The organism is Olleya sp. 1-3, assembly GCF_002836085.1.
In the GTDB taxonomy this organism is placed as follows: Bacteria; Bacteroidota; Bacteroidia; order Flavobacteriales; family Flavobacteriaceae; genus Olleya; species Olleya namhaensis.
The window spans coordinates 260,547-286,305 of sequence record NZ_PJBW01000002.1 but is presented as its reverse complement, the minus strand read 5'-3'; the positions used below and the strand labels follow the sequence as shown (position 1 = coordinate 286,305).

At 32.9% G+C, this 25,759-nt stretch carries 21 protein-coding genes and 1 other RNA gene; 9 read left to right on the top strand and 13 right to left on the bottom strand.

Annotated elements, in window-relative coordinates; genetic code table 11:
• Window positions 1-12: 12 nt before the first annotated feature.
• The 6 genes from CXF54_RS03245 to CXF54_RS03220 form a co-directional block, all read right to left on the bottom strand.
• On the bottom strand, window positions 13-1,401 hold the full coding sequence (locus CXF54_RS03245) for an MFS transporter (RefSeq protein ID WP_101202425.1): 1,389 nt from the start codon (window positions 1,399-1,401) through the stop codon (window positions 13-15).
• A gap of 87 nt (window positions 1,402-1,488) precedes the next feature.
• Window positions 1,489-2,319, bottom strand: a complete 831-nt coding sequence (locus CXF54_RS03240) for a M48 family metallopeptidase (RefSeq protein ID WP_101202424.1) — start codon at window positions 2,317-2,319, stop codon at window positions 1,489-1,491.
• 129 nt (window positions 2,320-2,448) lie between these two features.
• On the bottom strand, window positions 2,449-4,854 hold the full coding sequence (locus tag CXF54_RS03235; protein ID WP_101202423.1) for a glycoside hydrolase family 31 protein: 2,406 nt from the start codon (window positions 4,852-4,854) through the stop codon (window positions 2,449-2,451).
• A gap of 157 nt (window positions 4,855-5,011) precedes the next feature.
• Window positions 5,012-6,931 (bottom strand): 1,4-alpha-glucan branching protein GlgB, encoded by a 1,920-nt coding sequence (glgB, locus tag CXF54_RS03230; RefSeq protein ID WP_101202422.1) that lies wholly within the window; start codon window positions 6,929-6,931, stop codon window positions 5,012-5,014.
• A gap of 3 nt (window positions 6,932-6,934) precedes the next feature.
• Window positions 6,935-8,200 (bottom strand): glucose-1-phosphate adenylyltransferase, encoded by a 1,266-nt coding sequence (locus CXF54_RS03225; RefSeq protein ID WP_101202421.1) that lies wholly within the window; start codon window positions 8,198-8,200, stop codon window positions 6,935-6,937.
• A 2-nt stretch (window positions 8,201-8,202) separates the two neighbouring features.
• Window positions 8,203-9,612, bottom strand: a complete 1,410-nt coding sequence (locus CXF54_RS03220) for a glycogen synthase (protein ID WP_101202420.1) — start codon at window positions 9,610-9,612, stop codon at window positions 8,203-8,205.
• A gap of 134 nt (window positions 9,613-9,746) precedes the next feature.
• Between CXF54_RS03220 and msrB (CXF54_RS03215) the strand changes: the two genes are divergently transcribed.
• From msrB (CXF54_RS03215) to CXF54_RS03205, 3 genes are read left to right on the top strand one after another with little or no spacing between them, the layout of a single operon-like run.
• Entirely contained in the window at window positions 9,747-10,226 is a 480-nt protein-coding gene (gene msrB / locus CXF54_RS03215; RefSeq protein ID WP_101202419.1) for a peptide-methionine (R)-S-oxide reductase MsrB, read from the top strand.
• Window positions 10,219-10,614: a peptide-methionine (R)-S-oxide reductase MsrB gene (msrB, locus tag CXF54_RS03210; protein WP_101202418.1), complete on the top strand. Its 396-nt coding sequence runs from the start codon at window positions 10,219-10,221 to the stop codon at window positions 10,612-10,614. Before msrB (CXF54_RS03215) ends, msrB (CXF54_RS03210) begins: the two co-directional genes overlap by 8 nt.
• Complete coding sequence (locus CXF54_RS03205; RefSeq protein WP_101202417.1) at window positions 10,607-11,134, top strand: DUF1572 family protein; 528 nt, start codon at window positions 10,607-10,609, stop codon at window positions 11,132-11,134. The genes msrB (CXF54_RS03210) and CXF54_RS03205 overlap by 8 nt, the downstream gene beginning before the upstream one ends.
• Here the strand turns inward: CXF54_RS03205 and CXF54_RS03200 are convergent.
• Entirely contained in the window at window positions 11,131-12,414 is a 1,284-nt protein-coding gene (locus CXF54_RS03200) for an NAD(P)/FAD-dependent oxidoreductase (protein WP_101202416.1), read from the bottom strand. The genes CXF54_RS03205 and CXF54_RS03200 overlap by 4 nt on opposite strands.
• A 119-nt stretch (window positions 12,415-12,533) precedes the next feature.
• On the opposite strand from CXF54_RS03200, the gene lpdA reads away from it, so the two are divergent.
• A complete protein-coding gene (gene lpdA, locus CXF54_RS03195) occupies window positions 12,534-13,910 on the top strand; it encodes a dihydrolipoyl dehydrogenase (protein WP_090838561.1) in 1,377 nt (458 codons plus the stop codon).
• A gap of 132 nt (window positions 13,911-14,042) precedes the next feature.
• Here lpdA and aroQ read toward each other — a convergent pair whose 3' ends face one another.
• Together aroQ and CXF54_RS03185 are read right to left on the bottom strand one after the other, a co-directional pair.
• Window positions 14,043-14,459 (bottom strand): type II 3-dehydroquinate dehydratase, encoded by a 417-nt coding sequence (gene aroQ / locus CXF54_RS03190; protein ID WP_090838563.1) that lies wholly within the window; start codon window positions 14,457-14,459, stop codon window positions 14,043-14,045.
• A gap of 80 nt (window positions 14,460-14,539) precedes the next feature.
• A complete protein-coding gene (locus CXF54_RS03185; RefSeq protein WP_101202415.1) occupies window positions 14,540-15,127 on the bottom strand; it encodes an outer membrane beta-barrel protein in 588 nt (195 codons plus the stop codon).
• Window positions 15,128-15,484: 357 nt separating this feature from the next.
• Here CXF54_RS03185 and xerD point away from each other — a divergent pair, with 357 nt between their 5' ends.
• From xerD to CXF54_RS03170, 3 genes are all read left to right on the top strand, one after another.
• Window positions 15,485-16,381: a site-specific tyrosine recombinase XerD gene (gene xerD, locus CXF54_RS03180; RefSeq protein ID WP_090838567.1), complete on the top strand. Its 897-nt coding sequence runs from the start codon at window positions 15,485-15,487 to the stop codon at window positions 16,379-16,381.
• A gap of 90 nt (window positions 16,382-16,471) precedes the next feature.
• Window positions 16,472-17,614 carry a sensor histidine kinase gene (locus CXF54_RS03175; protein WP_101202414.1) on the top strand — a complete coding sequence of 381 codons (1,143 nt, stop codon included), beginning with the start codon at window positions 16,472-16,474 and terminating at the stop codon, window positions 17,612-17,614.
• A 159-nt stretch (window positions 17,615-17,773) separates the two neighbouring features.
• A complete protein-coding gene (locus CXF54_RS03170; protein WP_101202413.1) occupies window positions 17,774-18,901 on the top strand; it encodes a sensor histidine kinase in 1,128 nt (375 codons plus the stop codon).
• A gap of 33 nt (window positions 18,902-18,934) precedes the next feature.
• On the opposite strand, the gene rny is transcribed toward CXF54_RS03170, so the two are convergent.
• From rny to CXF54_RS03150, 4 genes are all read right to left on the bottom strand, one after another.
• Complete coding sequence (rny, locus tag CXF54_RS03165) at window positions 18,935-20,506, bottom strand: ribonuclease Y (protein WP_090838573.1); 1,572 nt, start codon at window positions 20,504-20,506, stop codon at window positions 18,935-18,937.
• A 49-nt stretch (window positions 20,507-20,555) separates the two neighbouring features.
• A non-coding RNA gene (ssrS, locus tag CXF54_RS03160) (6S RNA) lies at window positions 20,556-20,682 on the bottom strand.
• Between the two features lie 58 nt (window positions 20,683-20,740).
• A complete protein-coding gene (locus tag CXF54_RS03155; protein WP_090838575.1) occupies window positions 20,741-21,034 on the bottom strand; it encodes a cell division protein ZapA in 294 nt (97 codons plus the stop codon).
• A gap of 16 nt (window positions 21,035-21,050) precedes the next feature.
• Window positions 21,051-21,341 (bottom strand): hypothetical protein, encoded by a 291-nt coding sequence (locus CXF54_RS03150; protein ID WP_090838577.1) that lies wholly within the window; start codon window positions 21,339-21,341, stop codon window positions 21,051-21,053.
• A 175-nt stretch (window positions 21,342-21,516) separates the two neighbouring features.
• Between CXF54_RS03150 and CXF54_RS03145 the strand changes: the two genes are divergently transcribed.
• Window positions 21,517-23,205 carry a M23 family metallopeptidase gene (locus tag CXF54_RS03145; RefSeq protein ID WP_101202412.1) on the top strand — a complete coding sequence of 563 codons (1,689 nt, stop codon included), beginning with the start codon at window positions 21,517-21,519 and terminating at the stop codon, window positions 23,203-23,205.
• An 11-nt stretch (window positions 23,206-23,216) separates the two neighbouring features.
• Window positions 23,217-25,682, top strand: coding sequence for a carboxypeptidase-like regulatory domain-containing protein (locus CXF54_RS03140; RefSeq protein ID WP_101202411.1), 2,466 nt, complete (start codon window positions 23,217-23,219; stop codon window positions 25,680-25,682).
• Window positions 25,683-25,759: the final 77 nt, after the last annotated feature.

The following is a 25,759-nucleotide window of genomic DNA, read 5'->3' as shown; positions in this document are numbered from 1 at the left end:
AACTTAAAACAATTAATTCAACTCACCTTCTTTTGGTACTCTAAATAACAACACAATACCTATTAAAAAGAATATGAATAAAAACAAGATGGCATTACGCATACTTCCCGTTAATTGATCTATTGTCGCAAAAATTACCATACCTATTACAATACCTATTTTTTCTGCCACATCATAAAAACTAAAATAAGACGTTGTGTCTTCTGTTTCTGGTAAAAATTTTGAATACGTTGATCGTGCTAGACTTTGCACACCTCCCATTACTAAACCAACAAAACCAGCAGCTAAATAAAATTGCATTGGTGTTTCCATAAAATAGGCGTAAAAACAAAGGAACATCCATATTATATTTACAACAATAAGTGTTTTAATGTTTCCGAATTTAGACGATGCTACTGAAGTTAAAAAAGCACCTAAAATAGCAACTAATTGAATAACTAATATACTTACTATTAACCCTTGTGTTTTAGCATCAGCGCCTCCCCAATTAATCTCTTCTTCTCCAAAGTACACCGCAACCAACATAATGGTTTGTACTGCCATACTAAACACAAAAAAGGCTGTTAAGTAACGTTTAAGTCTTAAGTTTTGTTTTAACTGAATCCAAACTAACTTTAATTCTTTTAAACCATTAAAAACAACAGCTCTAGTTACCTTATGTCCTTTAGATACCCCTTTTGGTAAGACATAAAAAGAGTACTGACTAAATAATATCCACCATAAACCAACGGTTATAAAAGATATACGCATGGCTTGAAAAGATGCTGCATTTTTAGCCTCTTTTAATGCTTCTGCTATTTGTCCTTCTGTTCCTGTTTCTCTGATTGATTCAGAAATACTAATATCAAAACCAAACCAATCTGGCTTCATTACCATAGCTAAGTTTAATAATAATAGTGTAACACTTCCAATGTACCCCATACTAAACCCTTTGGCACTAATACTATCTTGCTGTTCTGGATAAGCTATATCTGGTAGATAAGAGTTATAAAAAACCAAACTGCCCCAATACCCAATTAATCCCATAAAATAAAAGAACAAACTTAGGTGAATAAAATCTATACTAAACCAGTATAACCCAATACAACCTATACCTCCAACGTAGCAGAAAAACTTCATGAAATTTTTCTTATTACCAACATAATCGGCAATACCTGATAAAATTGGAGAAGTAAAAGCAACTACTAGAAATGTAAATGCAGTAACATAGGTTATTAATGCTGTACTTTTAAATACCATCCCAAAAGCAGGAACTGTTTTTTCTACTTGTGATACAAAAAGTGCAGAATAGAATATAGGAAATATAGAAGATGCTATTGTTAGCGTGTAAACCGAATTTGCCCAGTCATAGAAAGCCCAAGCATTAAGTAGTTTTTTACTTCCCTTTTCAAGATTTGCCATTTAATAAGTGTTAGTTAGAGCCTAAAAATACAAAAGCTGCTCTATAAAAGAGCAGCTTTAAAAATAATTAAATATTTTAATAAGTAACTAGTATTTTCCTAATGGCTTAAAGCTAGTAACTCCAAACTTCTTTGCTTCTGCTTTCGCAGCTGGCGACAATGCTGTTAAGTTATCAATACGTGTTTGATTTGCAGGGTGAGTACTTAAAAACTCTGGTGGCGCTTGACCTCCACTTGCTGCTGCCATACGTCTCCATAGGTTTGCAGCCTCATCTGGGTTATAACCAGCAATAGCTGTTAAATACAATCCAATTTTGTCTGCTTCCGTTTCATGACTCCTACTAAATGGTAACATTCCTAAAACATTAGATCCAACACCGTAATATTGGTTAAACGCATTTCTAGTTTGATCATCCTTAATGGCGATATTTCCAGCTACAGCTAAACCTTGCTGAACCATACCTGCACTCATACGTTGCTGACCATGATTTGCTAGCGCGTGAGCAACTTCATGTCCCATAATGGCTGCTACCGCAGATTCATTTTCTGCTACAGGTAAAATCCCTGTGTAGAATACAATTTTACCTCCTGGCATACACCAAGCATTAATAATGTCTTCATCAATTAGGTTATACTCCCACTTATAATCATTCAAATATCCTTGTTGACCATTTGCATTTAACCAACGCTCTGCAGCAACTGCTATACGTTGACCAACACGCTTAATCATATCAGCACGAGCCGTACCTGTTTCTACTTTGCTTTCTGTCAACACTTGATTATATTGTGCAAATGCAGTCGGAAACAATTGAGAATTAGACACAAATGCTAGCGTCTTTTTTCCCGTAAACGGATTTGTTGCACAAGACATAAACATCACTAATGTTAATGTCAAAACTATTGTATTCTTAAATTTCATATGGATTGTTGTTAATTCTTCTATAAAATTACAAAAACTTAGCCACAATTAAGTAAAGACCATATTTTTCATGTTAGTAACATCGATAAACGTCATAAAAACCACCTTAAACTACCGATTTTAGCACTATTAATTTCCGATTAAATGAATTTCTGAAAACTTTTTATCAATCACCATAGACACTGTTCCGTTTACTATTAAGTGTTCTAATGAGATGATTTCATTATCAATTTGAATCTCTTTTATCTCGAAAGGTAAACCATGTAAATTAAGTTTAAAAGTTTTATAAGACGCTTCATACTTACCTTCTTTATGCTGTTGTATAATTAACTCGTTAGCCTTACCTGTTAGTTTAAACGTCCTAAAACTATAACGTCCTTTAGTATAGTCATAACCGTCATGTGCATCATCATACAATTCAGATACTTCTTTCCCTAATTTATAATAGACTTCTAAAGCTAATTGTTCAATTTCAATTTCACCAACATATTGTTGCACAGGAAATTTAGGAATAATAGCACCTTCTTTAATAAACATTGGCATACTATCTATTTCTGCATCTACCCATTTTTCCTTTCCACCTTCAACATATTCATCTGTCCAGAAATTATACCAACTTCCTCTAGGAATATACATTCTACGTCCTTTTGCATTTGGCTCTTGAATTGGACACACCAATATTTGATTTCCGTATACAAATTCATCTGTTCTGTAATGCGTTTGTTGGTCTTCTTGATCGAATAAGACTAACGACTGTAATAATGGCGTCCCATGTTCTATCAGCTTCCAGAATGCCGTATATAAATACGGTAACAATTGGTAACGTAGTTCAATAAATTTTCTAACAATATCAGTAACATCATCATCAAATGCCCAAGGTTCTTGATCACCATGGTCTCCTGAAGAATGCACACGACAAAATGGATGGAATACGCCTAACTGGATCCAACGCGTGTATAATTCGCCTTGAGGCTGTTCTGCAAAACCACCAATATCACTACCTGCAAAACTAAACCCTGACATAGCCATGCGCTGTGCTTGAATATTTGCAATACTTAAATGCTCCCAAGTCGCCACATTATCTCCTGTCCAAGTAGACGTATAACGTTGCGTTCCTGAGTACGCTGCTCTGGTTATAACAAACGGACGTTTTGGGTAATTAAATTTTTTCATTCCATGGTACGTCGCTCGCGCCATTTGCATACCATAAACATTATGCGCTTTTCTATGACTACAACGGTTACCATCATAATCATGTCTAACATCATCCGGAAATGTTTTGTTTGGCACTTCCATAACTGCAGGCTCATTCATATCATTCCAAACCCCTTGCACGCCAATATCTTCTACTAATTCTTTAAATAAACCTGACCACCAATCTCTAACTTCTGGTTTAGTAAAATCTGGGAAATAACATTCTCCTGGCCATACTTTTCCTTTCATGTAAGGACCATCAGCACGTTTACAGAAATAGTCTTTTTCTAGTGCTTCTTTAAATACAGAATATTCGTGATCAATCTTTATACCTGGATCTATAATAGCGACCGTTTTAAAACCATCATCCAATAACTCTTTCACCATACGTTTAGGATCCGGAAAATAGTCTTTATTCCAAGTAAAACATCTGAAACCATCCATATAATCTATATCCAGGTAAATGGCATCACATGGTATTTGTAACTCTCTAAACTTGTTGGTGATTTCTTTTACATTAGCTTCTGGATAGTAACTCCATTTACATTGATGAAATCCTAATGCCCAAAGTGGTGGCAGCTGGTGTGGTTTTCCTGTTAAATCTGTATAACTTTCCACGACATCATTCATTTTAGGCCCGTAGATAAAGTAATAATTCATCTCTCCTCCTTGTGCCCAAAAACTTGTTACATTTCGTCTTTCTTGACCAAAATCAAAATACGTTCTAAATGTATTATCAAAAAATATCCCATAGGCTTTGTTATGGTGTAAGCCTGTAAAAAACGGAATAGCTTTATATATTGGGTCTGTTTGCTTACCAAATGCATAAGAATCTGTAACCCAATTTTCAAAACGCTTTCCTTTTAAGTTTAAATGTTCTGGTTTATCTCCTAAGCCAAAGTAGCTTTCACGATCATTTATGGTTTTACTCATTTTAACAATGTTACCACCATACTCATAGCTTTCTTCCCAATGAAAACCAATTTCGTCTTCATTTATCAAAGTGTTATCCTTGACATCGTAAATACGTATTCTTAAATTTTCCTTTGCAATTTTACAAAGTAATTTAGAGGTAATAATATGGTATTCTTCATCATTTTCTACAATCTCTAAATGATTATACCCTTTGCTAGCATACTTAGTGATAGCATAAGAAAAATCGTTATCAAAAGTACCTGTGGTTGTATACCTAAATCGTAATACACTGTCTCTAAAAACAGTTAATTGAAGGACAACATTATTATCTGTTGAAAAATATAATGTATCGACATCTTTTTTAAAAGAGACGAACTTTGATGGAAACAAATTTCCTTTTTGTTCTAATTCTGTATTTACAATCATAATTGTATATTATTTATAAAGTAAAAAAACGGAAAATTTTAATGTTATAAAAACATTGATTACAGTTATTACCACAAATTATTAACTATAACGATTTCGGTAACAAAAATTATTAAAACCTTTATTATCAGCAGATAAAAAGAGAATTTAATATAATTTATTTTGCGCTTTTTTGATACTTAAATGCGACCATTCCTAAAGGTGGAATTGTTATTTCTGTCGAGTTTTTTCGAGAATGCCAAAGCGTCCCTTCACTAGTTAAGCTGTTGTTTTTAAAATCTCCTGTTCCAAAAAATGATTTATTATCACTATTAAAAACCTCTATTAAACTTCCTTTTTTAGGCAAACCTATACGATAGTTTTCTAAAGGTACAGGCGTCATATTACAAGCAATAATTACATTGTCTTTTGGTTGATTTCCTTTTCTTATAAAAACAATAACAGAATGCTCTGCATCTCCATAATCTATCCACTCAAAACCATCATGAGAAAATTGTTTTTGATATAAAGCAGGCTCCGATTTATAAAATGTATTTATAGCCTTAATAAACTGGTTAATCCCTTTATGAGATTGATATTCTAGTAAGTGCCAATCTAAGCTGGTTTGAAAATCCCACTCTTCACTTTGACCAATCTCCGCCCCTTGAAACAATAATTTTGTTCCTGGGTGTGTAAACATATAGCTGTATAATAATCTCAGGTTTGCAAAACGCTGCCACTCGTCTCCTGGCATACGTCCTAAAATAGATTTTTTGCCATAAACAACTTCATCATGGCTTAAAGGCAACATAAAATTTTCAGTAAACGCATAGGTTAAAGAAAAAGTGATATCGTTTTGATGGTGTTTTCTATAAATCGGTTCTTTTGCAAAATACTGCAATGTATCGTGCATCCAACCCATCATCCATTTCATCCCGAAACCTAAACCACCTAAAAAGACTGGTTTTGATACTCCAGGAAATGCGGTGGACTCTTCCGCTATGGTTTGTACATCAGGAAAATTATCGTAAACAGCGACGTTTAACTCTTTCATAAACGCAATAGCATCTAAGTTTTCTCGTCCTCCGTAAATATTAGGTTCCCATTCGCCTTCTTCTCTACTATAATCTAAAAATAGCATAGACGCTACAGCATCTACACGCAATCCATCGGCATGGAATTGTTCTAACCAAAAAATAGCATTACTTATTAAAAAGGATTTAACTTCGTTACGTCCGTAATTAAAGATTAAACTTTTCCAATCTTGATGATAGCCTTTTTTCTTATCAGGATGCTCATACAAGCAAGATCCATCAAAAAAACCAAGACCATGTGCATCTTCAGGAAAATGTGAGGGTACCCAATCTAGTATAATTCCGATGTCATTTTGATGCAGCTTATCGACTAATAATTTAAACTCTTCAGGATATCCAAACCGTGATGTTGGTGCAAAATATCCTGTAATTTGATAGCCCCAACTTGGGTCGTACGGAAACTCCATGATTGGCATCAGCTCTACATGTGTAAAATTCATGTCTTTGACATATTTTACTAAGTCATCCGCCAACTCTACATAAGATAAAAACCGATTCTCTTCAATTTGCTTTTTCCAAGATCCTAAATGCACTTCATAAACAGAATACGGGGCGTCTAGTGCGTTTTTCTTTTTTCGAGATTTCATCCATTTGGAATCCTTCCAACTATAATCGTCTTCCCAAACAATAGATGCTGTATTGGGGTTATGCTCGCAACGTCTAGCGTACGGATCGGCTTTCTCTGTTACAATACCGTTATTATTACTTTGTATTTTATATTTATAGGCACTTCCTTTACCAATATTTGGTATAAACCCTTCCCAAATACCGCTTTCATCCCAGCGCACATTTAGTAAATGTTCGCCTTCCTTCCAATAATTAAAATCTCCGACAACAGACACTTGCTTGGCAGTTGGTGCCCACACAGAAAAATAAGTACCTTCTACTCCATTTACAGTCGTGATATGCGACCCAAACTTCTCGTATAACTTATAGTGTTTTCCAGACTTAAAGAGATTAATATCAAATTCTGTAAATAAACTAAATACTGTTACATCTGCCATATATTATATTACAAACCCATTAGGTATTATTGCTCCTTTTTTAATAACCACAATACCGTCTTTAATAACGTACGTATCCGTTTCTATATTTTCAAGATGTTTACCACCGTTAATACGGACATCATCTCCAATTCTAGTGTTTTTATCAATAATGGTATTTTTAATAAAGCAACGCTCTCCAATACCCATTAAAATATTTATTTTATTAGATTCTATTTCGGATAAGGATTCATAAGAATCATTTCCCATCATATAGGTGTTAATAATCGTAGTTTCTTTACCTATTCTTGACCGTATTCCAATAACCGATTTTTCGATTTTTGATGCATGTACAATACAACCTTCTGCAATTACCGCTCTATCTAAAGCTGTACCTGATATTTTAGACGTCGGTAAAATCCTTGCACGTGTATAAACACTTTGGTCTTTGTCGTACAAATTAAATTTAGGAATATCATCCGTTAAACCAAGATTGGCCTCAAAAAACGAATCAATATTACCAATATCTGTCCAATACCCTTCAAACTGGTAACTTAAGGTTTTATGTTTCTCTATAGATTGCGGAATGATTTCTTTACCAAAATCATTAGTATCCGGATTACTCATTAATTCCACCAACAACTCTCTATTAAAGATATAGATTCCCATAGATGCTAAATGATTTTTACCTTCTTTTTCCATTTCTGGACTAACTTTAGACGTCCAATCCGGTAATAAGGACGCATCAGGCTTTTCTACAAAAGAGGTAATTACATTTTTATCGTCTGTTTTTAAAATCCCAAAAGACGTCGCATCCTTTGCATTTACTGGAATAGTTGCAATAGAAATTTCGGCTTTAGCCTTAACATGCGCATCTACCATGGCATTAAAATCCATTTGATAAAGTTGGTCACCTGATAATATTAAAGCATATTCAAAATCATGACTTAAAAAGTGATGCATACTTTGTCTAACAGCATCTGCGGTACCTTGAAACCAACCTTCGTTACCAGGCGTTTGCTCGGCAGCTAATACATCTACAAAAGCAGAACTAAAAAAACTAAAATGATAGGTATTTTTTATATGACGATTTAATGATGCCGAGTTAAACTGAGTTAACACAAACATACGTTTGATATCAGAATTAATACAATTAGAAATAGGTATATCTACCAATCTGTATTTACCCGCAATTGGTACTGCTGGTTTAGATCTAGTTGCTGTTAAAGGGTACAATCTTGAGCCTTGTCCTCCTCCTAAAATGATAGATAAAACTTTATTATTAATCATAGTTATTTTTTTAAAGATTGGTATAAATTGATATATGCGTTTGCTGATACATGCCATGAGTGGTCAATTGTCATGATATGCTTAGTTAGTGACTTAAAGATAGTAGTTTTATGGTATAAATCGACACTTCTTTTAATTGCTTGGTAAATTTCTTCAACGGTAACCTGCTCATGGCTAATCCCAAAGCCACCTTTTTTACTAATATCCACAACCGTATCCTTTAAGCCTCCTATACTTCTCACTACCGGAATAGTACCATAACGTAAGGCGTATAATTGATTTAAGCCACAAGGTTCTACTCGTGATGGCATTAATAAAAAGTCTGCTCCAGCATAGATATTGTGTGACAATTTTTCGTCATATCCAATAAATGTGTTGTAGTAACCTTTATTTTTCGCTTTAAGCTGAAGTAAAGCCGCTTCTGTTTCAGCATTACCCGATCCTAAAACCAAAACACTACAATTTTTATCTTCTAATGCTTTTTCTAAAGCTGAAGGAAATACATCTGCACCTTTTTCGTAAACCAAACGCCCTATAAAAGCAATTAAAGGCTTTGTTACATCCAAATCAAATGTTTTACAAAGCGCTAATTTATTAGCTAGTTTACCAGTTTCGATTGTATTTATACTATAATTCTCTTCTATATAATGGTCTGTTTCTGGATTCCAAACAGCAGTATCAATACCATTTAAAATACCAACACACTTATTACTTTCATGTTTTAATAAATCTTGTAATCCATTAGCTTCTAACTTTAACTCTTCCATATAACTTGGCGATACCGTTGTTACTCTCCAAGCACATTTAATAGCAGTTGCCAATGGGTTAATACTATTATCCCAGTCTAATAATCCTGTTTTGTTTAGATCAAATTCCGGTATTAAATGTAATTTATCATAGCTAAACCAGCCTTGATACTGCGCATTATGGATAGTTGTCACCACAGGAATTGTGTTTAATGTTTTATACCTAAAACTCTCTTGTAGCATAAACGGAATTAACCCCGTGTGGTGATCGTGACAATGGATAATTTCCGGTAATGCTTGTAAAGTCAAAATCCAATTTAAAGTTGCAATTTGAAACGCTAAAAAACGATCCGTATCATCCGTAGAATACACATAATCTTTAAAAAGAAGTTCTGGTATATCCACAAAAAAGGTACTAAAATCTAAAACGTCATCCGTTGTCTTTAATATTTTAAAACTAATTTGAGAACCATTAAAATCTATTTGATCTTTGTAAACAGTAGTAAAACTATTGTTTTGGGTGAATTTATTATCATAAAAAGGCATGATTACTGAAGACGAATGTCCTAACCCATTTTGATATTTTGGTAAGGCGCCCACAACATCCGCTAATCCTCCTACTTTGGCTATAGGATAACATTCTGCGCTAATATGAAATATTTTCATTTACAATAATTTAATTAGAAGTTGAAAAGTTACACTTAAAATTACAAATAGTGAAATGTTATTTTTAAATTAAAATTACGACAGTATTAATTCTATTTTAAGTTTTTAAGATATCTTTAAAAAAAAGAAAAATTATGAAAAATATTGCATTAGTACTCCTAACTTGCCTTTTGTTTAGTTGCAAAAGTGAAGCACAGGAAACAACAAAAAAAGAAACCTTTGAGGTGACTAAAACAGATACAGAATGGAAAGCCGAATTGTCTGACGCCGAATATTATGTATTAAGACAAGCCGGTACAGAACGTCCTTTTTCTAGCGCTTTAAATAAAGAACACAGATCAGGAACGTACCATTGTGCTGCCTGTGACACGCCTTTATTTAAAAGTAAAGATAAGTTTGATTCTGGAACAGGATGGCCTAGCTTTGACCAAGAAATAGAAGGTAATGTTGCATTTGGAACTGATACTAAAATTGGTTACACAAGAGATGAAGAACATTGCGGGACTTGTGGTGGACATTTAGGACATGTTTTTAATGATGGTCCTACTGAAACCACAGGAGAAAGACATTGTATAAACGGAGTTGCATTAAATTTTAAACCAGATAATGAGTAATTATAAAGTAACAAAATCAGAAGACGAATGGCGTAAAGAATTAACGGATGAGCAATACCGTATTTTACGTAAAAAAGGTACTGAAATGCCGCATACAGGTAAATATAATCTTCATTTTGAAGATGGTGCCTATACTTGTGCTGCTTGTCACCAAAAGCTTTTTGAAAGCAACAGTAAGTTTGAATCTAATTGTGGATGGCCTAGTTTTGACGAAGCAATCCCAGGAAGTGTGACAAACATATTGGATAAAACGCATGGGATGATTAGAACGGAAGTCGTGTGCTCTAATTGTGGTGGACATTTAGGACATGTTTTTAACGATGGTCCTACTGAAACAGGAACACGTTTTTGTGTTAACTCTGCAAGTGTAGATTTTAAAGATGAATAACTACATTACAAGTATAATAAAACAGTTTGATTACTATAAAACTGCTGGAGACAAAACACTCCAGCAGTTATCTTTTGAGGAGATGAATTGGCAATCTCACGACAATTCTAATAGCGTGTCTATTATTGTAAAACATATGGTTGGAAATATGTTAAGCCGATGGACTAACTTTTTAATAGAAGATGGCGAGAAAGATTGGCGCCAGCGTGAACAAGAGTTTGAAGCGACCTACACAAATAAAGACCAACTTATTGCCGATTGGGAAAAAGGATGGCAATGTGTATATGATGCTATAAAACCGCTTAAAAACAAAGATTTAGAGCGTATTGTTTACATCCGTAATGAAAGTCATACTGTAGCCGACGCCATATTTAGACAACTAGGACATTACAGTTATCATATTGGTCAAATAGCCTACATAGGTGTTATTATTAAAAATACTGATTGGCAATCTTTATCTATACCAAAAGGACAATCGGTACAGTTTAATTCAGAAAAATTTAGTAAACCTAAAACTTAGGATTTTAGTTTCTTTTTATAAGGTCTTATTATTAAACGTGCCTCTCTATCAAATCTAATATAGTTGTAAACCCAATTAATAAAAACAACTGTTCTGTTTCTGAATCCAACTAAAGAAAACAGGTGTACAAACATCCACACAAACCAAGCAAAAACACCTTGGAATTTAAAATTAGGTAAATCTACAACTGCTTTATTACGACCTATAGTTGCCATAGACCCTATGTCTTTGTAAACAAACGGTGTCATTGGTTTTTTATCTAACAGCTTCAAGATATTATCACCTAATAATTTACCTTGTTGTATCGCTGGTTGTGCCATCATTGGATGGCCATGTGGTACACTTTCAGACTCCATTTGTGCGACATCTCCAATTGCAAAAATATTATCAATTCCTTTGACTTGATTAAACTCGTTAACCAAAATTCGATTACCTCTAGACACAAATTGTTCGGCATCCAATCCTTTTATAGCAGCGCCCTTTACTCCTGCTGCCCAAACTACAGTTTCAGACTCAAACGTTAAGTCGCTATCTGTTGTTACCGTTGTACCGTCGTAACTAGTTACTCTAACATTTTTCCAAACGTTAACTCCTAGTTTTTCTAAAAAATCTTCTGCTTTTTTAGAGGCATTTGGACTCATTGTTTTTAAAATAGTATCTCCCGATTGCACTAAATTTATTTGTGCTAACCGCGTATCTAAATCAGGGTAATCCTTTGGCAATATTCCTTTTTTAATTTCGGCTAAAGCCCCAGCCAACTCTACTCCTGTTGGTCCAGCACCAACAATAACAAAACTCATTAATGCATTTCTTCGATTTAAATCAGACGTTAATAATGCTTCTTCAAAATTTTCAAGAATTAAACTTCTTAAATTTAAAGACTGTGGTATGGTTTTCATTTCCATACTATTATCTTCAATAGATTTATTACCAAAATAATTGGTTTTAGATCCTGAAGCAACTACTAAATAGTCAAACTTAAGTGCTCCTATATTTGATTGTATTGTGTTTTTTTCAGTATCTATTTCGGATACTTTTGCTAGTCTAAAATAAAAATTAGGAAAATCTTGTAATACCTTTCTAATCGGATAAGCTATGGAGTCTGGCTCCAAACCACCGGTAGATACTTGATATAATAAAGGCTGAAATGTATGATAATTGTGCTTATCCAAAAGTACGACCTGCACTTCTTGTTTAGATAATTTTTTAGCTAACGCAATGCCCGCAAAACCACCACCAATAATTACAATTCGAGGAAAACTAGATTTAGGTATATTCATAATAAAAAACTTGCTGTGCAAAGGTAGCATAAAGTTGTAATTTTTTAAGAATCTAAATTCTTTATTCAAATTTGGTTTCGTAACTTCGTAACTTCTTAAAAACTACAAAAATTAATAGAATGAGTAAATACGATGTAATTGTACTTGGAAGTGGTCCTGGAGGATACGTAGCTGCTATTAGAGCATCTCAATTAGGTTTAAAAACTGCTGTTGTAGAGAAAGAAAGTCTTGGTGGTATATGCCTAAACTGGGGTTGTATTCCTACCAAAGCTTTATTAAAATCTGCACAAGTTTTTGAATATTTAAAGCATGCAGAAGATTATGGTTTATCTGTTAAAGATTATGACAAAGATTTTAATGCTGTAGTTAAACGTAGTCGTGGCGTAGCTGAAGGCATGAGTAACGGTGTTAAGTTTTTAATGAAAAAAAACAAGATTGATGTTATTGAAGGTTTTGGAACACTTAAAACTGGAAAAAAGATTGATGTAGAAGGAAAAGAATACAGTGCAGATCATATTATTATAGCTACTGGAGCACGCTCTAGAGAATTACCAAGCTTACCTCAAGATGGTAAAAAAGTGATAGGTTACAGACAGGCTATGACATTACCTGAACAACCTAAAAAATTAATTGTTGTAGGTTCTGGTGCAATTGGTGTTGAGTTTGCTTATTTCTATAACTCTATGGGTACAGAAGTAACTATAGTAGAATACCTTGATAAAATTGTTCCTGTTGAAGATGACGATGTATCTAAACAATTAGAACGTAGTTTTAAGAAAAGTGGTATTAAAATTATGACTTCTGCGGAAGTTACTAGTGTTGATACTTCTGGTGATGGTGTAAAAGCTACTGTAAAAACTAAAAAAGGAGAAGAAGTATTAGAAGCTGACATCGTATTATCTGCTGTTGGTATAAAATCTAATATAGAAAATATTGGATTAGAAACTGTTGGTATTGCTGTAGATAGAGATAAAATCTTAGTAAACGATTATTACCAAACTAACATCCCTGGATACTACGCTATCGGAGATATTACTCCTGGTCAAGCATTAGCACACGTTGCCTCTGCAGAAGCTATTTTATGTGTAGAAAAAATTGCGGGAATGCATGTGGAAGCATTAGACTACGGTAACATCCCTGGTTGTACTTATGCTAGCCCAGAAATTGCAAGTGTTGGTTTAACAGAAAAACAAGCTAAAGAACAAGGTTACGATATTAAAGTTGGAAAATTTCCATTCTCTGCGTCAGGTAAAGCAAGTGCTGCTGGAGCAAAAGATGGTTTTGTAAAAGTAATTTTTGATGCTAAATATGGTGAGTGGTTAGGTTGTCATATGATTGGTGCTGGTGTTACGGACATGATTGCAGAAGCCGTTTTAGGGCGTAAATTAGAAACTACAGGACATGAAGTATTAAAAACGGTACATCCACACCCTACAATGAGTGAAGCGGTTATGGAAGCTGTAGCAGATGCTTATGGAGAAGTAATACATTTATAAATCTAAATAGATTTTAATCTTTAGGACTAAAATCTATTTAGAAAACTATTATAGTAAAAAAGTTCCAGAAATTTCTGGAACTTTTTTTATGTCTAAAATATAGATCTTATTCTAATAGTTATTATTCAAAGACTATAAAAAGCTTTGAATGGCCAACTCATAACTCTGTAATCCAAAACCTAAAATAATTCCTTTTGCATTTGGAGACACAAAGGATTGATGTCTAAACTCCTCTCTTCCAAAAGTATTAGAGATATGCACTTCTACAACAGGTGTCTCTATAGCTTTAACAGCATCTCCTATACCTATAGACGTATGTGTATACGCTGCTGCATTTAAGATTATACCATCATAACTAAAGCCTACCTCTTGGATTTTATCAATTAATTCGCCTTCAATATTAGATTGGTAATGCTCAATAGCCGCAGTTGGATATTTTGCCTTTATTGTATCTAAAAACTCGGTAAAAGAAAGACTTCCGTATATATTAGGTTCTCGCTTACCAAGTAAGTTTAGGTTTGGTCCGTTTATAATGATTAGTTTTTTCATACTGTAAAAATACAAAAGTTATAGCATAAAAAAACCGAAGCGATTAAGCTTCGGTATTTTTATAATAAAGTTTTATAAACTTAGAACTTGTAAACAACTCCAAATCTGATATCATCAAAGTTTAAACCTACATTGAAGTTATCTTGAGAATCAGAAGCTCCATCATACTCTTCAGTTTCATAACTTAATACACCAACTGTTGCTTCGATAGCAAAGTTTTTAGACACGAAATAGCTAATACCAGGAGCAAAAGCAATATCGAAACCATCATACTCAGCATCTGATAATTTATTTTCACCTGAAAAATAATCAACTCCTAATTCTGTAAATAAAGAAAATTGACTAGAAGGAGTAAAGTAATATCTACCAAATACGCCAACTGAAAATTCAGTTTCATCTCTAGTATCAGTAACACCATTATCAGCAGTATCTGACTCATATCCTACTTTTAAACCTGCAGCAATATTTTCAGATACAAAGTATCCAGCTTTCGGAGCTATAGTAAAAAAATCAGAACTGTCATCCCCAAAAGATGAATTACTAAAACCTACTGATCCAGAAACAAAAACATCACCTTTTTCGAAACCACCAACAGTAGTATCCTCTTGTGCATTAACACTTGTAAATCCTAATACTGCGATTGCAGCTGTAAATAATAATTTTTTCATAATTGATATAATTTTAAATCATTTGAACTGCAAATTTAGAAGCTATAAACACCTTCAACAAGTAAATTTTCGTAAAAAAAAAGAGCTGAAAAACAAGTCACTATCAATCATACATTTAGAGTGAAAGTTTAACGTTTCATTTTGATAAAAAGTAGTTAAAAATCTTGTCAAGCCCCGATATCAAAAGGATAGCAACAAAAACAAATATTAAACATTATGAAAAAAAAACATGTATTTCAAGCATTATTCTCATCATATTAACACGCTTAGCACTTATTTTTTATCACAATCAAACTAATATATAAACTATCAGCAATATGCTCTATTTTGGTCTTTATAAATACTATATTTAACCTCATGAAATGGCATCAAGCACTAACCGATTATTCATTGTATTTAAAAATTGAAAGAGGGCTTTCTGAAAACTCTATTAATAGTTATATTCTTGACGTAAAAAAACTAATAAATTATTTAGAGACTAATACTATCAGCGTTTCACCCATTGACATAGATACGACAACAGTAAAACAGTTTATTTATGAAGTTGCTAAACTGTTAAATGCTAGATCACAATCCCGTTTAATTTCAGGTTTAAAAGGTTTTTTTAACTATTTAATTTTTGAAGACTACCGCAAAGACAATCCTCTGGATACGATAGACTCTCCAAAAATTGGACGAAAACTTCCGGATACATTAAGCGAAAATGAAATCAATAATTTAATTGAAGCTATTGATTTAAGTCACCCGCAAGGCGAACGTAATCGCGCTATTTTAGAAGTATTATACAGTTGTGGTCTACGTGTTAGCGAGTTAACTAATCTAAAAATATCTGATTTATTTTTTGATGAAGGCTTTATAAAAGTCACCGGAAAAGGTGATAAACAGCGCTTTGTCCCTATTTTAGAAGACACTCAAAAATATATTACTATTTATAAAAATCAAATACGAAACCATATAAAAATACACCCTGAGCATCAGGATATTTTGTTTTTAAACAGACGTGGTAAGCAACTTACCCGAGCAATGATATTTACTATAATAAAAGGTTTAGCTGTTACCATTGCTTTAGATAAAACAATATCTCCTCACACTTTTAGACACTCATTTGCAACACATTTATTAGAAAATGGTGCTGACCTTAGAGCTATACAACTTATGTTGGGTCACGAAAGTATTACCACTACCGAAATTTATACACACGTAGACCGCAGTCAATTAACCGCAGTAATTAATAATTTTCATCCAAGAAAATAGTTGGGTTTTCTCGATATATTTATTTATATTTGACACAGTCTGAATGATTTAGACGGAATCCCTGAACTAGCTTGATTAAAATTTTACTGTATGTCTGAGTTAATAAATGGTGTTCTGCCAAATCCAAATACGTCCATTCATGAAAATGAAAAGTGGCAATTAGCGTTACAAATTAGTAAATTGGGTATTTGGGACTATTGCGGAACTTCTGACCGTATTTTCTTTTCTCAACCGTCTAAGGCTCTAATTGGATTTGAAGATAATGACGAATTTGGTAATAACGCTACAGATTGGAACAACCGTGTACATCCAGATGACAGAGCGCAATACTATAACGATTTTCAAGACCACTCCAAAGGACTAAAACCTATCTACGAGAATAAGCACCGTGTTTTGCATAAAGATGGGTCTTACCGCTGGATTTTGGATCGCGGTCAAATTGTTGAAAAAGATAAATCAGGAAAAGCATCTAGAATTATTGGTACACACGTGGACATCACTGAATATGTTGAAAACGAAGAAAAAATAATAGACACCTTTAACCTTGTTGTAAAGCAAAATAGTAAACTTCAAAATTTTGCACACATTGTTACTCATAATTTAAAGCAGCATGCTGGTAATTTTGAAAGTCTTTTAGGGCTATATGAAGAAGCCGATACTGAAAGTGAAAAAACAGAAATGTTAGATTACTTAAAAACACTTTCTCAATCTTTATCAAAAACAATTACAGATTTAAGCGAAATTGTAACCGTACAATCTAAAGAAAAAACTTCAATACATAAACTATTCATTTATAATGAAATAAATATAATACTCAACGATTTAGAGTATTTTATATCAGACAATAACGCTACAGTTATTAATGAAGCTAGTTTAAATTGCTATGTGCATTTTAATACCTCGTATTTTCAAAGTATAATACAAAATTTAATTAATAATGCGGTTAAGTACAAACATCCAGATCGTGAACCTAAAGTAACTATAACGTCTCAAACTATAAATGATATTTTAGAAATTAAAATATCAGACAATGGTATTGGAATCGATTTAGAAAAATTTGGTAATGCCATTTTTGGACTCTACAAAACGTTTCATAATAACGATGACTCTGAAGGAGTTGGCTTATATCTTGTTAAAAATCAAATTGAAGCTTTTAATGGTACCATTACAGTGTCTAGTGTTGTCAATTCTGGTACAACCTTTACCATTACTATCCCGAACAAACAGTTTTAAAGTTATTCAAAAAAAAACCAAAAGCAATTAAACGGTAAAATATGCAGTTAATCTAATTAACTGGTGTTTAATCGATGTTAACATTTCTACAAACACAAAAATCCTCAAATTAATTCTTGTATTAGATATTTGCACTGTAATGTATTAATATTTAGAGAAATGGAACAGATAACCGAAGAAAACACTCTTGAAAACCAGAAATGGAAATTCGCTTTAGAAAACTCAGGAATTGGAGTTTGGGATTGGAATGCAAAAACTAACGTTGTCATTTACTCTAAAGAATCAAAAAAAATTATAGGTTTTAAAGATGACGAAATAAGCTCTGAAGCATCAGAATGGGATAATCGTGTACATAGAGAAGATAGAGCCGATTATTATGAAGATTTTAATGATCATATTACAGGCGTAAATTCAAACTATGTTAATATACACCGCGTCTTACATAAAGATGATACTTATAGATGGATCTTAGATCAAGGTAAAATAATTGAGCGCGATACCGCTGGTAATCCATTAAGAATAGTTGGTACACATACAGATATTACGAAACAAAAAGAAGCTGAATTATCATTAAAAAAGTCAATTGATGTTATTACTGATCAAAATAATAAATTAAAAAGTTTTGCACATATTGTATCTCATAACCTAAAACAACATGCTGGTAATTTTGAGAGTATCCTCAAGTTTCACGAAGAAGCGGATTCTGATGCTGAAAAACAGGAAATGGTTAGACACTTAAGAACTGTTTCTAAATCTTTATCAAAGACATTAAATAGCCTAAGTCAAATTGTTACACTTCAGTCTAAAGAAAGTATTAGAGATAAGAACATAGAAATAGGTAAAGAGGTAAATGCTGTTATAGAAGAACTTACTTTTATAATATCAGAAAGTAGCACTATAATTTATAATAATGTTAGAAGCAACTGTAATGTCTACTTTAGTGCTAGTTATTTACATAGTATTCTACAAAATTTAATTACTAACGCTATAAAATACAAACATACTGACCGTAACCCTGTAATAACTATTGATTCTGATTGTATTGATGATGATTTAGAATTGACGATTAGTGATAATGGAAAAGGCATAGATTTAGAGAAATTTGGTAAAGATATTTTTGGGTTGTACAAAACGTTCCATCATAATGAAGATGCTGAAGGTGTAGGCTTATACTTGGTCAAAAATCAGGTTGAAGCTTTCGGAGGTACAATCACCATCGATAGTAAAATAGATGTCGGTACAACGTTTAAAATACGAATTCCTAATCATAAAAAAATCCAGCTATAAGCTGGATTTTTTATTTATAAATAGTTTTAGAATTTACTTAGCAATATTTACCGCTCTAGTTTCTCTAATTACTGTAACCTTTACTTGACCAGGATAAGTCATATCTGTCTGTATTTTTTGAGAGATATTAAATGATAAGTCTGATGCTATTTGATCAGTTACTTTTTCACTTTCTACAATAACACGTAATTCTCTACCAGCTTGTATAGCATAAGCCTTTTTAACTCCGTTAAATCCAAAAGCAATTTCTTCTAAATCCTTTAAACGTTGTATATAACTGTCTAATACTTGGCGTCTAGCACCTGGACGTGCTCCTGATATAGCATCACAGACTTGAATGATTGGTGATAATAACGATTTCATCTCTATCTCGTCGTGGTGAGCTCCAATAGCGTTACACACTTCATCTTTCTCGCCATACTTTTCAGCCCACTGCATACCTAAAATAGCATGTGGTGTTTCCATATCTGCTTCTGCGTCTGGCACTTTACCTATATCATGTAATAATCCTGCACGTTTTGCTAATTTTGGATTTAAACCTAGTTCTGCTGCCATTACACCACATAATTTTGCGACTTCACGGGAGTGTTGTAATAAGTTTTGTCCGTAAGAAGAACGATACTTCATACGTCCTACCATTTTTATAAGTTCTGGATGTAATCCATGAATACCTAAATCGATAACTGTACGTTTACCAACTTCGATAATTTCTTGTTCTATCTGTTTTTGTGTTTTCTTAACAACTTCTTCAATTCGTGCTGGATGAATACGACCATCCGTTACTAATTTATGAAGTGACAAACGTGCTACTTCTCTTCTAACAGAGTCAAAACATGATAAAATAATTGCTTCCGGTGTATCATCAACAATAATCTCTACACCTGTCGCTGCTTCAATTGCACGAATATTACGTCCTTCACGACCAATAATACGTCCTTTAACATCATCACTTTCAATATTAAAAACAGAGACACAGTTATCAACCGCTTCTTCTGTTCCAATACGTTGTATAGTATTTATAATTATTTTTTTAGCGTCTTGCTGAGCTGTTAATTTAGCTTCTTCCATTTTATCTTGGATGTAAGCCATAGCATCACTTTTTGCTTCACCTTTTAAAGACTCTACTAATTGAGATTTAGCTTCGTCTGCAGACAGACTAGAAATAACTTCTAATTGCTCTACTTGGCTTTTATGCAGTCTATCTAGCTCTTCTTGTTTTTTATCTAAAACATCAAGTCTATGATTGTAGTCTTTTACTTTTACTTCGATATCAGTATTTAGCTTTTTGTTTTTAGATAACTCACTAGATACCTGAGACTCTTTATCTCTAACACGTTTTTCTGTGTCAGCCATTTTTTTGTCACGACTTAAAATAACCTTTTCGTGCTCTGCTTTAAGCTCTAAAAATTTTTCTTTTGCTTGAAGTATTTTATCTTTTTTGATACCATCACCTTCTACCTTAGCTTCTTTGAGAATAGCTGCTGCTGATTTTTTAGCACCTTTGATAAGCTTTGATGCGTTATTGCGCTCTAATATTTTAGCGACTATAAAGCCTATTATGGCTCCGATTGCAATACCTGCTATAATTAAAATTGTTTTATCCATTTTTGATTGTTTATATATAAAAAAAGCCTACACTAATTTGCTTTTGTATAAACTCCTTAAAAACAAGTTTAGGGCTAACAAGCTGATCAATAATCTGCCTAAATAGTAATAAATCACTATTAGCAGCACGCTTTTACAGCTTAAAACTCACCCTTTTTAAAGAATTAACGTTGAGTTTATCAAAAAAATAATTAATGTAGGCAGTAACCTAATATTCTATGTTATATGAACGTATTATAAACTAAGATGTGATTGTAACATATCATTTAAAGCTTCTAACTTATCCTGTACATGTTCCGTCACATGGTCTTTATCTAGTGCCTTCTGTTCTACTTGACTTGCAAATTGTAAAGCACACATGGCTAATACATCTTGCTTATCCCTAACAGAGTAGCTTTGCTCGAACTTGGTAATCATAGCCTCAATCTTCTTTGCTGCTAAACGCAGTCCTTCTTCTTGACTAGGTGCTATAGTTAACGGGTAGACTCTATTTGCTATAGATAACTTTATTTTAAGCGTGTCTGCCATAAAAACTATATAAACTTTAACTTGATAATTGACTTATACAATGGTCAATCTCTCTTATTAATGTATTTATTCTGAGCTTTGTTTCTCGTTTATCATTGTCACTGCCAAGTATTGTGTTAGCCATTTTTAAAGTGTTATACTTTTCTTGCCAAGTTTCTAATTCTAAATCCTTTGCAACACTTTTAGATTGGGATTGTTCTAAAGCCTTTTTAAGCTTTTCGTTTTCTAGTTTTAAAATCTCTTGCCTATGTAAGACTTTTTTAATTTTACCTTCTAGAGCATCAACAATGTTTTCAATCTTACTCATGAACTAATACTATACTTATCTCACAAAGTTAATCAAACCTTAACACAATACAATTAATTTTTGATAATTTTTTAAACCGCCTTTAATTATGCTCATTATCAATAGTATGGCTTAGTCTTTGATTTTACTTTGGTATTTAAAACCTTATTTATACTTTAGCCGTAATCAATATTTTATGCGATATACACTTTTATTACTCATTTTTATTTCAACTTTTGGCCAAGCACAAAGCATTTACCCTCAAGACTATTTTAGATCTCCTTTGGATATAGAACTGGTGTTATCCGGTACTTTTGCCGAGTTAAGAAGCAACCACTTCCACTCTGGTTTGGACATTAAAACTAAACAAAGAGAAGGTTTAAACATTTACGCAACTGCTAGCGGTTATGTTAGCCGAATTAAAGTATCACATTATGGATATGGTAAAGCTATTTATGTGACGCATCCTAATGGTTACGTTACAGTGCATGGGCATTTACAACGCTTTTCTGATAAAATTGAAACGTATGTTAAACAACGTCAATATGCAGAAGAAAGTTATGAAATCGAGTTATTTCCCGATTTAAACGATTTGGTAGTTACAAAAGGTGACGTTATTGCTTATTCTGGGAATACTGGTGGTTCTGGTGGTCCTCACCTTCATTTTGAGATTAGAGATAACCAAGAACGTCCAATCAATCCATTGCTTTTTGGTTTAAAAATTAAGGACTCCAAAAAACCGACAGTTAGCAGTGTTTATGCGTATCCAATTAACGACTTATCTCATGTAAATGGTTCTAACCAAAAGCAAAAAATTAGACTTATCCCTTTAAAAAATGGGGACTATAAAACCGAAGACTTGACAGCTTACGGTAAAATTGGTTTTGCTATTAATAGTATTGATAGACACGATTTAGCTGCTAATAAAAATGGAGTTTATAAAATTGAAACGTTTTATAATGGCATGCAAAATTTTACAATCGATTTTAAAAAGTTTTCATTTAACGAAACAAAACATCTTAATAGATTAATTGACTACAAACATTATAAGGATAAAAAGGAACGTCTTCAAAAGTTATTTAAAGACACCAACAATCCTCTAAGCATGTATGATAATATAATTGACGATGGATATTTAATTATATACGATACCGTTTCTAACGTTTATAAAGTAAAAATTACAGATTTTGATGGTAATGAAACTAGTATAAATATTAATATCAAAGGAGAAAACACGCAACCTACAGATATTGTAGATCGTTTTACTTCGCCTTATTATATTAAATCAGAAGAAGTAAATTTATTAGAGGATCAAAATATAAAAGTAGAAATCCCGAAACAGACCTTTTACGAAGACTTTTTTATTGATTATAAAGTTAGTGGTGATACATTAAAGCTTCATGAAAACAATCTTGCGGCTAAAAAGTATTTTACTATATCTTATAATGTTAGCAATTATAGTGCTGAAGATTTAAAACAAATGTACATTGCTAGATTAGTGAGTTACAAAAATTATTTAAGCTACTCCTCTACTATCAGAGAAGATAATACATTACTAACTAGGACCAAAAACTTGGGGACGTATTGCTTAGCAAGAGACACTGTAAATCCCACAATAACACCTGTAAGTTTTAAAGATGGACAATGGTTAAGTAAATACCGTTTTTTGAAAATCAAAATTGATGATAAAGAAACCGGTATCTCTAATTACAGAGCGTCCATTAATGATGAGTGGATTTTAATGGAATATGACTACAAAAAGAAGACCTTAACATACGATTTTAAAGATAAAGTCGTTACTGGTACTAAGAACAATTTAAAAGTTATTGTTACAGATAATGTAGGAAATAGCACTACATTTGAAGCAAGCTTTTTTAGAAAATAAAACAACTACCCTTGGACAAACCTAACTACACCATAAAACTATTAGCCTTTTTATTACCCCTGTTCTGTTTTGCACAAACAGGAACAATAAAAGGTGTGATTTTAAACGAATTTAACCAACCAGTAGAAGCCGTAAATATTAAGAGTGGAGCGTTTGGCGGACAAACCAATCAAAATGGTTTTTTCGAAATTAAAATTCCGGCTAACACAGATGTAAAAGTTATTTTTTCTCATGTATCCCATAAAAATATAACGGCTACTTTCAACTTAAAAAATGGTGAAAAATTAGAGTTTAATCCCGTCCTAAAAGAAAACGTAGAGCAAATTTCGACCGTTGTCATAAATGGTCGTAAAAGAAAAGATGTGGAAGGTATTGTTAATATTGATCCCGCTACATTAACAAAAATCCCAGGTGCACAAGCTGGTATTGAAAATTTATTAAAAACGCTACCTGGTGTTAGTAGTAATAACGAGTTAAGTACACAGTATTCTGTAAGAGGTGGTAATTTTGACGAAAACCTAGTATATGTTAATGGCATTGAAGTGTATCGTCCTTTTTTAATACGTTCTGGACAGCAGGAAGGATTAAGTTTTGTTAATTCCGATTTAGTTCAAAATGTAGATTTCTCTGCTGGAGGATTTCAAGCCAAATATGGAGACAAATTATCTTCTGTTTTAGATATTACTTATCGTAAACCAGTAGACAATAGCGTAGCTGTAGACGCTAGCCTATTAGGCGCTAGTGTAGCTATAGAAACTGCTAGTAAAGATTCTAAATTTACAGGTATCGTCGGACTACGCTACAGGGACAATAGCTTATTGGTTAACGCTAAAGAAACGGAGACTAATTTTAAACCAACCTTTGCAGATGTGCAAAGTTATTTAACGTATCAATTTACAGATAAATTAGAAGTCAGCTTTTTAGGAAATGCTGCACTTAATAAATATGATTATACGCCATTAACTAGGCAAACAAATTTTGGAACCTTAGATAACCCACAAGCGTTAATTGTGCAATATCAAGGTCAAGAAAAAGATAAATACCAAACCCTTTTTGGTGCTTTAAGTGCTAATTATGATGTTAATGACGATTTATCGCTGGCATTAGTTACGTCCACTTATCACACTACAGAAGAAGAATACTTTGACATTTTAGCACAGTATGCTTTAGGGGAAGTTAATAGTAATATTGGAGATGAAAATTTAGGTGAAGTCGAATTTGCTGAAGGTATAGGAAGTCAACTAAATCACGGGCGTAACGATTTAGATGCTTTAATCACGACAGTGGAAGCAAAAGGAACGTATACTAAAAATGAAAACGAATTCAAATTTTCAATAAAATATACCAAGGAGGATATTAGAGATAGATTGGTAGAATGGGAAGTAATTGATTCTGCCGGGTTCTCAATAAATCCTCCAAGATCAGATGCTTTTAATAATCAACCTTATGAGCCTTACGAAGGTCCTCTAGAAGCTTATCAGGACGTTAGAGCACGAAACAACACTACAATAGATAGATTGCAAGCATATGTACAATGGAGCAAGCGTAGCACCATTGGAGCACATGATGTATGGTATAATGCCGGCGTTAGAAGCCATAGTTGGACTGTTAATGATGAGGCTACAAACCAAAGTGTATCTCAAAATGTTTTTAGTCCCCGTGCACAATTTGCTATAAAACCAAACTGGGATAAAGACATGCTATTTAGAATTAGTGGTGGTTTATATTACCAACCTCCTTTTTACAGAGAATTACGTAATCAAGAAGGTATTGTCCAAGCAGATGTAAAAGCTCAAAAATCCATACACTTAGTATTAGGTAACGATTATAGTTTTAAAATGTGGGAGAGACCCTTTAAACTAACTAGTGAAGCCTATTATAAAAATCTAACAGATGTTAATCCATATACTTTAGAAAACGTACGTATTAGATATCGTGCTACTAATAATGCAGAAGCGTATGCTTACGGTTTAGATTTACGTTTAAATGGCGAATTTGTACCTGGTACAGAAAGCTGGTTTAGTTTTGGATATTTAAAAACAGAAGAAAATATTAATGATCAAGGTTTTATAGCAAGACCAACAGATCAACGCCTAAAATTTGCTGCATTGTTTCAGGATTACGTACCAAATATACCTAGTATGAAAATGTATTTAAACTTAGTTTATAATACAGGTCTTCCAGGAGGATCACCAAGTTACGCCGATCCTTACGTGTTTCAAAATAGACTTCCTGACTATAAACGTGCTGATATAGGATTTCAATTTGTTGTAGTAGACGCAGACAAGCAATTTGACAGTGGTTGGAAAAAAGCGTTTAAAGAATTGTCTTTTGGATTTGAAATCTTTAACGTGTTTGATGTTCAAAACTCTATAACCAATACTTGGGTTAGAGATGTGTACAGTAAACGTCAGTATGCAATACCTAATTATTTAACGCCACGTGTTTTTAATGTCAGAACTACAATGCGTTTTTAAAAATAAATACTGTTTAGTTTAAATGTTTTTTAATGCTTTTAGAATCCCTAAAACACAATTAGAAAATAACAACGAAA